The organism is Caldithrix sp., from assembly GCF_056497305.1.
In genome coordinates this window covers 1-14,762 of record NZ_JBSMDE010000170.1, presented here as the reverse complement: position 1 = coordinate 14,762, position 14,762 = coordinate 1, and the positions used below count along the sequence as shown (strand labels likewise).

Sequence of the window (14,762 nt, the reverse complement as noted above, 5' to 3'; positions counted from 1 at the left end):
GAGTCCACTCTAAAAAGGTATTATTATCGAATTTTATTTAAATTTGCCTATTGTTTTTATTTAAATTACATCAAATATCTTCGTGTTAATCCGTGAAATTCGTGGTTTTTATACTGAACTCAATAATTTAAAATTTATTTGTATATTTCGTTTTACTTTTGGAGTTCACGGATAGACGCAAAATAGTTTTTATGATGTTAATTGCAAAATACGAAATTCGAAACTAATTTTAAATTCGAATGGTAAATGTTCAAAACATTTAAATTCAGTAAATGCTAAATTTATAAGTCGTCAATCATCAATTGTACCATAGGCCTCCTGCGGAAGTTACGCTCCCACTTCAAACTTCAAACTTCAGCCCCTTCAACTATTCACTATTCATTGTTCGCGCGTCACGTTTAAATACAGCTCCGCCCCGTCAATTACATCCCCCACTGGAATGCAAACAAATAAATCTAAACTTACCTGATAAACCAATCCCTGGCTGGCAACAAAACATCCTTGTGATTTTATTCTGTCTGGAATGATGCCTTAACTTATAAAATCACGCATTACCTTTTGTGATTAAATTGGCAGTTTTGCAGATCTCAAATTAGCCCTCTGACTCCCTGTCAACTTTTTCTGCAATGCCCTATATTCGACTCCCTAATTTTCTACTTTAACAGAAAAAATTCACTTTTCTGAAGTTCATGTTGTTTAACCAGTACCCCCTTCATAGGAGGGGAACTCCATCTTGGCCTTATGGTAAGGTGACATGGGCTGAAAACAAATCATTATCTATACCCAAAGCCCGTTTTAAACTGATGTCAAATACCATTAATCACTTAAACCGTCTGGCTGCCCCGACGCTTAGGGACGGTCAGGTTTTCCAATATTCAAACTCGTCTAGCCACCGGTCGTAGCGAAGCGAAGATCCCAATTTTGATCAGGAACAGGTACCGCAAATGCACGCAGAATAGTTTTTATGATGCAAATTGCAAAATCCGAAATTCGAATATCGAAATACGAAACAAATTCTAAATTCGAATGGTAAATGTTCAAAACATCTAAATTCATAAATCATCATTCATCATTCATCATTCAACAATCGTACCATAGGCATCCTGCGGATAATTCGTAATTTTTAATTCTTAATCCACCATCCCATTCAAACATTCAACTGTTCACTATTTACTGTTCGTTGTTCACTCTTTGCCTCTCACCTTTCTACAGGCTTATCTTCCGGCCAGTCCAGGCAGCGCAAGACTTCCGGTTCTACTTCTTTGTAACGCCAGCCGCTCTTGGGGCAAACCATAATTCCATCTTCATCCGGTTCCGGCAAACGCTCACCGTGGCGACTCACCCAGCCCACGCGTTTGGCCGGTACGCCCACCATTAATGCGTAGTCCGGTACGTCTCTGGTAACCACCGCGCCGGCGGCAATAAAGGCAAAACGTCCTATGGTATTTCCGCAAACAATGGTAGCATTGGCGCCAATCGAAGCACCGTGTTTAACCAGCGTTTTTACATAAAATGCCGATCCTCTCTGGGGAAATTCGCAACGTGGATTTAAAATATTGGTAAAGACCATGGACGGTCCGCAAAAAACATAGTCTTCTAATTCCACGCCCTCGTAAATAGAGACATTATTCTGTATTTTGCAATAATCGCCAATACGCACATTATTGCCCACATTCACATTCTGTCCCAGTGTACAGCCTTTGCCAATCACAGCGCCGCTTTGCACATGTGAAAAATGCCAGATTTTCGTCCCCTCTCCGATTTGGACACCGTCATCAACATAGCTGGATGGATGTACGAAGTAAGTGTTCGACATAGGAGTATCCTTTCTATGTTAATTTTAGTTTAGTATTTTAAGGTCTAAAAGTGTAAGAGTATAAGGGTATAAGAGTGTAAGAGTAAAAAAGTTTTTACAGGCTTGTAAAGTAATTTTCCTTAAAATGCGCTTCATAACGCTCAGTCTCCTTGTTTCCAGATTTTTCTGCTGTTCCAATGAACCAACACCTAACTCTTACCACCATTCTTATTTTATTTATTCTTTTTAAAATTTCGCTCCTAAAAGTATGATTTGTCATTTCGATTCCCGCTCTGGGGGGATGATAATCTTATATCTCCTATAAAAACAATCTATCTTTCAAATTATTTTCTTATTGTAATAGTAAAAAATATCCTTTTAGAGTGAACTTTTTTTATTTTTTAAGTATCTTATCAAACCGTCTATCAGTCTTATGCAGTGCAGCAATAAATCATTAATTTCTTTAGCTTTTTCCTGTGTTATGTAATTTTGATCGCTGCATGTGACGATATGATCTAATAATTCATAGGCCGACCCCCTCGAAGTTCTCAAAAATTGTATATTTTCTTGAAAATGAAATCGTCCATATCCTTCGGCGATATTTGCAGTAAGTGAAACGGCAGCCTTTTTCATTTGCAGAGTCAAATTATATTTTTCCTCCCCTGGTAAATTCGCGCAAATCTGATATATTTGCTTCCGAATTTCTCTGGCTTTTTTCCAAACATCCAGATCTGTAAAATTCTTAATATGACTGTGCATCCCCGACCTCCCCTTTTGCTCTTCCTGCCAATAGGCAAGTTTGCAATCCGACACTCTTATACTCTTACACTCTTACACTCTTATACTCTTACACTCACCCTCCCCAAACCGCCTTTAGCAGCAGCTCCACGTCCATAAACAGCCCCTGATTTTTAATGTAGTGCGCTTCGTAGGTTGCACGCATTTCGTCGTTGTTGATCTTATCCTGATTAATCTGCACAATTCCGGTAAGCCCGGGCTTGTAATCGTAAATGGGTGCCAGGCGCTCCTCCTCGGTCATAGGCGCGCCCACAAAAGAGATTTTACCCATGAGAATATTCCACAGGTTCACCGTAAAGTGTAATCCTTTCAGGGGAGAGGAAAGGATTGTTATTTTTTTACCCCCATGCCCTGCCAATACTCTTTTGTAAATAGTCTTAAAGCCACGCCCCATGTTCCACAGATGATAAGGAAAAAGCAAAACCAACATTGCGCCAGCCAGCCCCAGATCGAACAATCGTTTTACGATTTTATTAAAAGGCTTTCCATATCCAAATTCAATATCTACCAGCGGCAAAGCGTCCAGGCGTTCCACATTGGATTTACCGATCATAAATTCCAGATGATCGGGCACCATTTTAAATTCGATTTCCGGTTTCTGTACCCTGGACATGGTGGTCAAAATTTCCTGAAAGGGCAGGTTGTGCGTGGTAAAGATCACCAGATCAACGCGGTTCAGACGAATGTATTCCGGTAAATCTTTTAGAGTGGTAACAACCGGAATCTTATTCAACGTTTTGCCCACATCGTTCCGTTCCCGCGCTACCAATCCCAGAATCTTAATGCTGGAGGTTACATATTTCTGCAACTTTTCTAACAATCTGCGTGTTTCCTGATCAAAGCCTACAATGACCGTGCGTTTTAAAAAATAGTCGCGGCTCAGGGCCGAAGTTGTTTTTCGGCGCACAGCCCGCAAAACGATGCGCCACAAAACCATGGCCAGCATGCTCCCCAAAGCCGATACCACAACCACCAGGCGAGAAAAAGCAAACTGTTTAAAAAAGAAGGTTAAAGCCGAAACAAAGGTAAAGGTGGTCAGGGTCGCTTTAATGATCTTGCTTACCGAAAAACGATCGCGTTTGACGGTTTCGAAAAACAGAGCGGACAGGAAAAAAGCTATGGTGGTGATCAGATTAATAATAATGTACTGATTAAAAAAATCTTTCAAATAGAAACCACCGCGTAGTTCGTAGCGAATCCAGAAATTGACAAACAGGATGGCATTCAGCAAAACGAGATCGATCAACAAGGGATAGTACACTTCCAGATTATTTTTAACGAAGATCAAAATGCCGCGCACAATAGTTCCCAGAACAATTAACCATTTAAAAGGGTACACGTAGCGTTTCTGATAGTGTTTTTTGTAGAACTTGTACAACGACTTATTAAAGGTCACCACATAATCCAGATTGTATTTCTTAGTGCTCTCCCCTTTGTAGTGAATGATTTGCGAATCGGGCACGTAATAGATTCTGCCTCCGGCCTGGTTGATGCGGTAACAATAATCGATGTCTTCGCAATACATGAAAAAATCTTCATCCAGCTTGCCCACCTTTTGCACAATCTCGCGGCGCATCATCATAAAAGAACCGGAAATGGCCTCCACCTGATAGGTATCGTTTTCATCCAGATAGGTTAAGTTGTACCTGCCAAAAATCTTGCTTTTAGGAAACAGACGCGACAGCCCGGTCACTTTCCAGAAGGCAGTCAAAGGCGTTGGAATGCTGTGCCGGCAATCTACAGAAAAGGTGCCGTCGGGGTTGATGATTTTACAGGTGGCAGCCGAAGCATCCGGCGTGCGTTTAAAAAAATCGAGCAATTTACGAAAAGTATCTTCCTGTACAACGGTATCGGGATTCAGCAGAACAATAAACCTTCCTCTGGCGATTTCCAGCCCCTGATTATTGGCCGCCGAGAAACCACGGTTTTCGCGATTCTCAATCAAAGTAACATCAGGGAAACGTCGGCGCACCATCTGCACCGAATCATCCACAGAGGCATTATCCACCACAATAATCTCTGATGGGATGCCTTTTAACGCCCGTTTTACTGAGAGCAGGGTCTGCTCCAGAAATTCCCGCACGTTAAAATTGACAATGATGACCGAAATGACAATATCATCTGTTTTCATCGCGTTCCTTTACGCCCTACAAAGATCAAAAACGAACGCATCAAAATGCGCAAATCGAATGAGAGCGACATGTTTTCCAGGTAGAACAAATCCTGTTTCAGTTGATCGCGTTTGTACTTCAAAGCTTCTTCGTAACGATATTTGACCTGCGCCCAACCCGTCAAACCGGGTCTCACCTGAAACCGTCTGTTGTAAAACTTAATTTTCTTTCTGAGATGCTCCACCACTTCCACCTTTTCCGGCCGAGGCCCCACAAAACTCATTTTCCCCAAAAGGATGTTAATTAAGGCCGGTAGCTTGTAAATTCGGCTATTGTAAAGGATTTTACCGATTAGTGGCTGTTTTCCCGTTTGGCGATTGACTGTGGCAAAATTGAGCATGCCAAAAATCCGACCGTGTTTACCAACCATATTTTGCACTTCAAAAGGCGGGAAAATTCCACTGGCCATTTGCAAGAGAACAATCAACAGAAATAAGGGCGCCAGAACAATCAATAAACAGCTACTCAGCAGCAAATCCAGCAGACGTTTAACCATCCACTGCCAGGGTCGCATGGACTCCGGAAACAGGCGTATTAAAGGATGGCCAATGACCTCTTCGGTGCGCAATCCAGAAACAGCGTCGTACAGCTGGGGCATGACCTTAAAAATCACTGAGGGAGAATCGATGCGCGAAACCAGATTCAAAATTTCATCCCGCGAGCGCTCATTAATGGCGATGATCACCTCTTCCACACCTTCACGACGAATAATCTCCGGTAATTGGTCATACGTTCCTAAAAAAAGTAAACCAGCAAAACTTTTTTGCTGAACATCTCGCGTTACGTAACCGCACACATCATACAACAGATGTGGATTCTGGCGGATGTCTTTGAGCAGACGACGCGCTTTGTTCGAATTTCCGACTAACAAAGTACGATGCGGAGCGTATTCTAATATTTTAAACTTTTTTTCAAGATTGATCATCGCCAGGCGGCCAGCGTTCACCAGCAGCAGTAAAAATCCGCCGTAAATCAAAAGACTCAAGCGGCCTTCGGAAAACGGTTCGGCCGGATTAAAGGTTAAAACAAAGAGAATGATCACGCCAAACAAAATGGTTCTGGAAACACGCCGCAGATGATCGAAACGCGAAACATCCCAGCGTAAATTGTACAGATTGTTCATGTAAAAGAGGATCACCCAGCCCAGCGTAAAAATGATCATAACCACAGGTTCAAAGATCAGACTGGCCGAAGGGACCGTTTCATGCGGAATCCAGCCCGAACGGAAACGCAACCACCAGGTCATGTACAAAGCGCTATTAACCATAATAATGTCCACACCGATCAGTAAAAAAGTGTGGACCAATCGTCTGGCCGAAAGCGGGCCTAACATGGGCTGCGCTTCGATAATCAGATGGTCGCCGTAATAGGTTTTAGTGCGCTGGGCTTCTAAAAAGCCAAGGCGCTTTAAACCAAAAGCAGCCAGGGCCAGAACCAGAATCAGAGCAATTCCCCCCACTAAAAAGTAATGTCTGGCCAGCAAAAATGCGGTGATGCCAAACGCCGCACCTGTTAGGTAGATCATATAAACCGCATGGGGATGCGACAATCCTAAGTAAACCAGTCGATGGTGCAGATGGTCCTTATCCGGTTTAAAAGGATGCTTCCCTTTGTTTAAACGCCGGAAAAAGGCTACGCTGGTATCGCCAATGGGGATGCCCAGCACCAGAACGGGAACCAACAAACCGATTCGGCCTGCCGTCGTTTCAAAGCCCCGAATGCTGATGGCGGCCAGCATCATGCCTAAAAACAATGAGCCCGTATCGCCCATAAAAATGGTTGCCGGATGGCGGTTGAATTTCAAGAAGCCTAAAATACCGCCAATCAAAGCCAGATTGACAATGAAGAAAGCAAAGTTTCCATTCAAATAAGCCAGGGCGGCAAACACGACGCTGGCAATGGCGCTAATGCCCCCTGCCAGGCCATCCAGACCATCCAGCAGATTCACGGCGTTGCTGACGCCAATCAGCCACAAATAGGTAATGGGAACGGCCAGCCATCCCAGCTCAATATCCATGGCAAAGGGCAGGCTGATGCGCTCGATAAGGCAGCCGGAGAGGATGATCATGGTGGCCGACAAAAATTGGCCAAAAAACTTTTTTCCCGCCGAAAGGCCTTTTAAATCATCGTAAACGCCCAGCGCGACAATGAGCACCGAAGCCAGCAAGATGCCGCCGAACTGCTGAATAAGCTGAGCGTAAATTTCCGGCAGCAGCCAGGCCGAACTGAAAATGCCCACTAAAAAGCCTGTGTAAATTCCCAGCCCGCCCATGTGCGGCATAAAGGTTTTGTGAACCTTACGCGGGTCGGGCATTTCGCCTATTTTAAAACGCCGCGCAACAGCGCGCACAATATAGGTTGCCGTAAGTCCGGCAGCCAGCGAGAGAAGAAAGATTACCCCAAAAATTACTTTTTGATTATCAATCATGCGCCTTCAATCTTGTCCGTTTTTATTTTTCCACCACCTGCCAGCGACCGCCCCTGGCCGGTCCGATGCGCTTAATTTTTCCTTCTTTTTTAAGCCTGGCCAGGTTCCATTCAATACCTCTCCTACTCAAACCGAGCAACTCCGCCAATTGAAGTGTTGTTATTTCAGGATTCTCTTTAATAGCATGCAAAATTTTCTCCACAGTTTTTACCACAGTTTTCTCCACAGTTCCGCCATAATCTTTTGACTCTACCTCCGGTCTTTCAAAAGTAACCAGAAAGCCCGTCTTCAACAGGTTAAACTTTAGCGCAACGCCATTACTTAAACACGCCTTGTGGATTCTTTCCAGCCCACTGCCCCAGCGTTCAATGTCTTTGGTAAAATAAAAGATCTCTGCAATTTTCGGATTTCGCAAATAAGACCGTTCCCGGCCGCTGATAAAATCTTCCGGCTTTAATCCCGGCGGAAAGGCGCCAGGATTGTAAATTTCCACCCTGTCTTTAAAAATGGCGATTTCATTTCCCTTGGGATTGGCAAAATCGCGATGAACCAGCGAGTTAACCAGCGCCTCACGCACGGCGGCCAGTGGAATTTCCGGCACTTCTTTGCGTTTCATCGTTTCATCAAACTCCACACGCCAGTTGATCTTCTCTTTAATGTAATTTTCTGCCGCCTCCAGCAGTAAAAATAAATTCCCCTCAAACTTCTTAAAATCCAGAAAGGTCACACGATCGGTGCCGGCAAAGACCGCGCATTGTATCTCAATATCATGCGCACTGGTAAAAAGAAATTTTGCTGCATGGGTCAATTTACCATTTTTTGCCAGGTTCAGTTTGTTTAAATTCTGGCGCCAGTCAACCGTACCTAATTTTAATCGATTAACCTCTTTTGCTCTGCTCAAAAATTCATTAAACACTTCTTTATCGATCAGCTCAACCGGTAAGTCCGTTAACTCCGTATCCCAGCGGCGAGAATAGATATCTCTTTCTAAAATAAATCGTTTCAATTCATGGGGCGAAAGCTTACGGTCTTCATCCGCCACCCTGATATAAGCAATGCCGAAGGCAAAATAGGGGCGCTCCTTACCTTCAAATCGTATTCGGATACAGGTTTTGCCCTGCAAATTAACTTTTTCGATCAATGGGAAAATTTTTGGTTCAATACCTTGCGAAATTTTTTGCGCTATCTGGCGCAACGTGCTTTCGCTAACCTGCTGTCCCACCACCTGTCCGTTATTCTCAACGCCAAAGTAGAGCTCTCCCCCGCCATGTTTGTTCAGAATGGCCGAAATAGAAATTAAGGCCTGCTTTAATGAACCCGTTGACTTTTTCAGCTCAACGGTTTCAGATTCTTTTAGAATCATTTTAAATGTTTCTGTTTTTAATACTTCAACACGACGCCCAAAAAATATTCCTGATAGTCGCTTTCCCGCTCTTCGATCTTTAAGCGTCCCAATGTAAACGCGCCTTTCAGATAGAAATCGTTAAAGATTTCATAGGTGGCGTAAATTTGTGCCGTCTGGCGCGTGGTTAAAATACCTTCTAAAAACTTGCGCGTTTCCCGCGGTTCGGTCTGGCTGCCCAGCAAAACAGAATGTCCCTTAAGGATATCGCCACCAATGTTTTCATTGGGGTAATTATCGCCGTGTTTGTACTGTTGTAATTTCAATCCGGTTTTGAAACGGACATGCCAATCTTTTTGCAGGTGTAAATAAAGGACTTCCGAATTGGGCCCGGCCCAGTGCCCGATGCTGCGCTGATCCGAAGTGTAGGCGTTGATCAGGTACTTGTGCGTGTAAACCCAGGGCATGATGGCCGTGTATTCAAAACGAACAGAAAAATTAGCCAACCGGAACGGATCCACCCACCACAGTCCAAATAAAAAAGCCTGTTTATTGCCAAACCAGTTTGTCCCCAACATACTGCGTTTAAACTCATCCAGAAAAACCGTACCATAGAGTTTAAAACCGGGGGCAAGCAAATATTCCGCATCCACGGCAATAGTGGCGTTGTCGCGATCCCGCAATTTGTGCTGTACAGCGCGATAAAAATTGAAGGGCAATAGATAGGCCCAGTCCGCATAGCGATTACCATAAATGAAGCACTCATTCAAACCAATGGTCAACTTATGCCATAAACTCATCTCCAAACGGTGAGCGGCCAACCATTTTTCCGGAAAGACTTTGTAACCATCCTTCAAAGTATCGGCCCAGAACGATTGTAATTTCCCATGCAGAGCAATGAACTTAAACCATTTCCAATTTTTACTAACACTCAAATAGGGATAGGGCACTGTATTGTCCGACAATATCAATTGCCCCGATTCACCATATCCCCAGGTAATGGCTTGCTGAGCAAACCGAAAATCAAAATAGGGACCATGAAAGGCCAATTCTCCGCCGGTTAAATCGGAGTAACGTAATTCTCCGGCGCTCAATTGATTCCAGCTTCCTTTCAGAATCGGGTGCTCGGCAATGTAAGCGCTATCGTTACCACGCATACCCTGCAAACTGACCTCAAAATGGTAACCAAAATGTTCATTTAACGTTCCGCGGAATTGAAAACTTTGCCAGCTTGCTGAACGTCTTTTGCCCTGCGAATGGCGCTGAAAGTCCAGTCCCTGTTCATAATCAAAATAAAAATTATTGTTGCCTCGTTCCCAGGAAAACACATGATTTTCTTCTTCAGGAAAATTCTGTTTAAAAAAGCGCCGAAAATCCTTTTTAAAATTTGACCAGCTGGCCAGAATGGAGTACCAGTTTTGCCCTTCAGGCAACAAAGCATATCGCTTTGTTCGATCGATTTCCCAGCGGAAATCCAGCAGAAAATCATCCAGTCGTCTGCGGTCGATAGCCGTTAACTCATTACGATGCCGGGCCACCTGTTTCAAATATTCAGCCACTTCTGAACGGTCAAACGGTCGGATGCCGTTAAACACATCCTTTACAAATCCCAGGGTCTCCATGCGTTCCAGAAAATCATAAACCGGATTTTCTAAAGGCACCGAAGTTGGATTTGCGGCAATAAGCTTCAGGCTAAAAGCTCCAATTAAGCAGAGAGTCAGAAAAATGAATCTACGCATTGTCTTCCTCATTAGTAATCAAACGATGTAAGAGTTGTTGATATTGTTCGGCCAGTTTATTGCGATCGAAATATTCTTCCACAAATTTTCGACCATTGGCACCCAGGCTAGCCCGTAACTGCGGATTGTTCTTGAGCGTGAGTATTTTTTCCTTGAGCATACCTGGATTCTCGGGCTGGGAAAAAATGCCTGCTCTCGCCTGTTCCACCAGTCTTCGCGACTCGCCATCCACGCTGATGATAATGGGGCGGGCCATGGCCATGATCTCAAATATTTTAGATGGAATTACACTCCGGAAAAGCGGCAGATCACGTAAGGTAACCAGAACAATATCCGACAGGCCATAAAAATCGGGCAGCTGTTTTTTATCGATTTGATTTAGAAATTTAACATTGGACAACCGCAGGGCCTTCGCTTTTTTAATCAGATTTTCTTTCTCGGCGCCCTCGCCCACCAGCAAAAAGAGAATCTCTTTTTCATCTTTCATCTGTTCTGCTGTATCCAGCACTTTGTCCAGGGCATGCGAAAGGCCGTGTGTGCCGATGTAGGAAACAACAAACTGGTCTTTAAAACCATATTTTTCTTTTAAAGCCTGCCCATCACCCTTGTCACAAAAGAGTTCCAGATCAACTCCGTTTTTGATAATCGATATTTTTTCAGCAGGCACACCGCGGGCCGTCATAATGTCCACCGTAGAGTCCGCCACCCCAACGATATGAACAGCCTTGCGGTACAGCCCCATTTCAATCCATTCCAGAAAACGGATCAGCAAGCGATTTTTTAATTGCCCCAGCTGGACAATGGATTCAGGCCACAAATCGCGCACTTCAAAGATAAAAGGAATGCCTTTCAAGCGGCTGATCAGATAGCCGGCAATGCCCACAAAAAATTGCGGACTGGTGGCTATGAGTACATCCTGGGGCCCCACTTTCCACGTGCCCTGAATTATGCTGGAACACATAAAAGAGAGGTATGATAAGACACGTTTAAAAAATCCCTTGTTAGGGGCAGCAAAGATATAGGTACGTACAACGCGAATACCGTCTTTTTCTTCTTCCAGAAAGCGATAACCACGATATTGGGGAGGGATGACCCCGGTGGGATGATTGGGAAAGCTGGTCAAAACCGTAACCTGATCCCCATTTTTAACCCAATGCCTGGAAAGTTCATAAACCCGTGCCGAAGGTGCTCCCATTTCCGGTGGAAAATATTGTGAAAGATATAGAATGCGCAAAAACTTACTCCTTAAAATCCAATCACCAGACTTTAATAAACATCAAATTTAGCGGTATGCTTCATTAAGTGCAAATCTGCGCATCGCAAAAAATAACGTTTGATATTAGGCTGGCCTCTGGTTGGCGCGAAACAGAAATCCCGATTTTTGTAGACGGATGACTCAACCATCTACAATTCAATCTTTCCGCTATTTACTAATGGATTAAAAAAATTTAGTACGCAAACACGTTGGATCTTTTAATAGAAAGAAACGCTCAAAACACTGAACTAAAGAAAAACGACCCGATACTTCATTTCTGATATTTTACTCCCTTTCGGCTGGAGGACGACCATAGGGGACGGTAAAACTTTGCCAAATTCAGGCACATAAAACCAATCTCTTAGCGTAGCCAGAACGGTCTGCGTATCGTACATGATGGCAATACCGACTTCAGCCCGCCTGACAATGACCTGCCCTTCTTCCATGCGAATAAGACAGCCCGGATGCAGATGCAACAAATTTTCAACAGACTCCAGCCGCCTGGCTTCAAACAAATCGGTTACTTCGAGTGCTTCATTCAAACGAATGATACGTTGATGCCAGTATTCCTTACCTTTTTTGAGTCCATTGAAATAGGAAGCTCTGAACTGGAAGGCGGGCTCTGTTTCGTAGTGAACCTCTTGCGGCCTGATCCGCCGCCCCATGCGAAATGCGGCCCACAATTCCGCTTGATCCAATCCATTGATGACAAGGGTGTTGTGGCTTTGAATGCTGCGCGCTTTCTGTCTTAGACTCGTCGGCAGGTATTCCCCTACTCCGCTATCCACAATAAACCGCAATCCTTTGTAAGACAGTTCATAGCTCAAAAAATCGCAATGCGCATGCCCGGGCTGATACCTTACTCCCAGTTCTCCACCATCAATAATCAAAAAACGTTGGGCATCGCGAAAAATAAAGTAACCGCTATGTGGAAGGGAAATCTTTGGGCCGGCAGGATGGAGATCGATGGATTCTCCCAGGACGGCAGCTAAATAGCGTCCAATGTGTTCCGTACGGGGAATCATTTCCAGAGCGCTGTCCCCCAAAAGGGGGATGGCGCCATCAGGTTGGGTAACAGCCCTTAGCCAGCGCCACATGGCTTTTGCTTTAGCGCTTAGTTTTTCTTTTAAATCAAGGATATCTGGTAAATCATTATGACTATAGTTCGCCCCTTTGATTAAATTGAGCAGGTCGATCACATCTAACAGAATTATGGCATGATACATGGGGCTGCGTTCATAATGGCCGCCGTCAGGCAGAATTTGTTCGTTCAGTTCTTGAGAGACTAAATGAACTCCACGTTCAATCCATTTCCGCTCATTAAAAAATAATCCTGCAAAGAGCAATGTTCGGGCGTTAGCCCACAGATGATTAGCCAGCAGATGCTTCTCAAGAAATAAGTTCAAATAAGCCACCTGCTGATACAAACTATTTAAAAACGTTTTTCTAAAAGTCCCTTCCTTCTGGAAATAATCAAAATAGGCATTATAAAAAAAAATCCAGTTCACTACTCGCAGAGATATCGGATAGGATTCCCAGCCGTTGCCCTGCCCTACAGGATTGTGCTGCAGCCAATCCATGATAATCTCTTCTGCCTGGGCGAAATTATGATCACTAACCTCTTGAATCAGCGGTAAAAGATATTCAAAATAGTGCAAATTGTACAACCATAGTTTAGACTGCAGAGGATCATTCCAGGCAATGGCATTTTTGTAAGTTTTGGACACATTCAAAAATTTAAATCTTTTATCGCCCAAGTTTTGAATAGCTGAGGTGGCAAAACATTTTGGGTGTAGAAAAATGTGCGTCGGTGTCCCATGGTATTGTTTTGATTTCAACCCAAAAGCAATAACCGGCCTTAAAAAATGCTTTTTGCAGTCAAAAATTAAACGGTTCAGGATTTGGGTTGGTCGCAGAAAGCGCAACGTATTCAGAACAAGTAAGATTCGCATCATGCCGTCTTTCTTATTAAAAACACTAATACAACGGAGAAAATAGGAGAGCGATCGATACCCCATTACTCTAAGTCATGGGACCAGTAATAGCGAATGTGATTTTTTTCGAGCAATTGCTCTGCTTTTGGATGATAATGATACGCCAGGGCCAGTGGGAAAATTTCACGATTTAAATGCGCTTTTAATCTCTTTAACTGTTGTAAAAATTTCTTGACATCATTCGGGCCGAACTGGGCTTTAGATTCTCCGATGACCACAATTTCTTGCCCGTCTCGTTGCCCCTCTCCATAAATATTAACTTCATCGAATTTATCCGGTGAATACACAATATTACGGCGATAGAGTCGGTCAACGGTGATGCCAAATTCAGTCTCCAATAATTTTTTAAGGGGCTTGAAGGCCCGATCTTCTAAAGAATAGCCAATCGTGTTACTAATGCCTCCCAGCTGGATTTCAATATTGTCAACGCGTTTGATTAATCGTTGTAGTTGGTTCTCAGTATTTTTCTGTTGTTCTGCTAACTCTGCCACTTTTTGTTCTGTAACTTTTTGCGCTTGGGCTAATTCTTCTACTTTAACCGTTAAAGAATCTAATCGTTGTTCGGTACGCTTTTGTGCCTCAGCTAATTCTTCTACCCTGGCTTCCGTACGTTTCTGCGCTTCGGCTAGTTCTTCAATCTTAACTGTTAATGAATCTAATCGTTGTTCGGTACGCTTCTGTGCTTCAGCTAATTCTTCTACTCTGGCTTCAGTGCGTTTCTGCGCTTCAGCTAATTCCTGAACCGCTTCAGTTAAGGCATTAAATTCCTTTCTGGTAACCGTATCGGCTAATTCACGATACACCATACCCAGGAGTTCTGCCAATTTAAGAGCAGCCTCAGGTTCAAATTGTTCCTTTAATTCGTTGTAAATTTTTAATGTGTCTAACATTTTCCTTTGTACACCACGTTGCTTGCTAAAATATAATTAATTTTACAGCAAAATAAAATTTTAATCGACTTTTAATTTAATATTATTGTCAGACAGAAAGTTCCCCTCATGCTGAAAAGGGACAATGCTGTCTGTTGGGGCGCAACGGAAATCCCGATCCTCGGGGACGGGCAAAGTATTCACAAAGTGCGCATGGATCGCAAAATATCTTAACGCATCAGAGTAAAACTCAGCATAGCGGCACAATTTGCTCCCCCTTCCCTTTATTAAAAGAAGGGAAGGGGGCAGGGGGGTTAGGATCTTCAGCACAAAAATTTTCGCATCCCGCTGTAGCGGGACTAGATCTCTTG

10 protein-coding genes are annotated in these 14,762 nt (G+C 43.6%); all 10 read right to left on the bottom strand.

The features are described from left to right. Nucleotides 1-1,198: 1,198 nt before the first annotated feature. On the bottom strand, nucleotides 1,199-1,816 hold the full coding sequence (locus ACWB0I_RS14215) for an acyltransferase (protein ID WP_479388732.1): 618 nt from the start codon (nucleotides 1,814-1,816) through the stop codon (nucleotides 1,199-1,201). A 357-nt stretch (nucleotides 1,817-2,173) separates the two neighbouring features. Further along, nucleotides 2,174-2,554, bottom strand: a complete 381-nt coding sequence (locus tag ACWB0I_RS14210; protein WP_479388731.1) for a four helix bundle protein — start codon at nucleotides 2,552-2,554, stop codon at nucleotides 2,174-2,176. 94 nt (nucleotides 2,555-2,648) lie between these two features. Continuing rightward, the gene (locus tag ACWB0I_RS14205; protein WP_479388730.1) at nucleotides 2,649-4,724 is read right to left on the bottom strand and encodes a glycosyltransferase; all 2,076 of its coding nucleotides are present in this window, start codon (nucleotides 4,722-4,724) and stop codon (nucleotides 2,649-2,651) included. Next, nucleotides 4,721-7,192, bottom strand: a complete 2,472-nt coding sequence (locus ACWB0I_RS14200; RefSeq protein WP_479388729.1) for a sugar transferase — start codon at nucleotides 7,190-7,192, stop codon at nucleotides 4,721-4,723. The genes ACWB0I_RS14205 and ACWB0I_RS14200 overlap by 4 nt, the downstream gene beginning before the upstream one ends. 22 nt (nucleotides 7,193-7,214) lie before the next feature. Beyond that, entirely contained in the window at nucleotides 7,215-8,555 is a 1,341-nt protein-coding gene (locus tag ACWB0I_RS14195; protein WP_479388728.1) for an RNA-binding domain-containing protein, read from the bottom strand. A 17-nt stretch (nucleotides 8,556-8,572) separates the two neighbouring features. Further along, on the bottom strand, nucleotides 8,573-10,273 hold the full coding sequence (locus ACWB0I_RS14190; protein ID WP_479388727.1) for a capsule assembly Wzi family protein: 1,701 nt from the start codon (nucleotides 10,271-10,273) through the stop codon (nucleotides 8,573-8,575). Beyond that, entirely contained in the window at nucleotides 10,266-11,507 is a 1,242-nt protein-coding gene (locus tag ACWB0I_RS14185) for a glycosyltransferase family 4 protein (protein WP_479388726.1), read from the bottom strand. Before ACWB0I_RS14185 ends, ACWB0I_RS14190 begins: the two co-directional genes overlap by 8 nt. 269 nt (nucleotides 11,508-11,776) lie before the next feature. Continuing rightward, the gene (locus ACWB0I_RS14180) at nucleotides 11,777-13,483 is read right to left on the bottom strand and encodes a heparinase II/III family protein (protein WP_479388725.1); all 1,707 of its coding nucleotides are present in this window, start codon (nucleotides 13,481-13,483) and stop codon (nucleotides 11,777-11,779) included. 62 nt (nucleotides 13,484-13,545) lie between these two features. After that, nucleotides 13,546-14,412, bottom strand: a complete 867-nt coding sequence (locus ACWB0I_RS14175; protein ID WP_479388724.1) for a hypothetical protein — start codon at nucleotides 14,410-14,412, stop codon at nucleotides 13,546-13,548. Nucleotides 14,413-14,472: 60 nt separating this feature from the next. Then, the coding region (locus ACWB0I_RS14170) for a hypothetical protein (protein ID WP_479388723.1) at nucleotides 14,473-14,762 on the bottom strand (290 nt) is incomplete at its 5' end.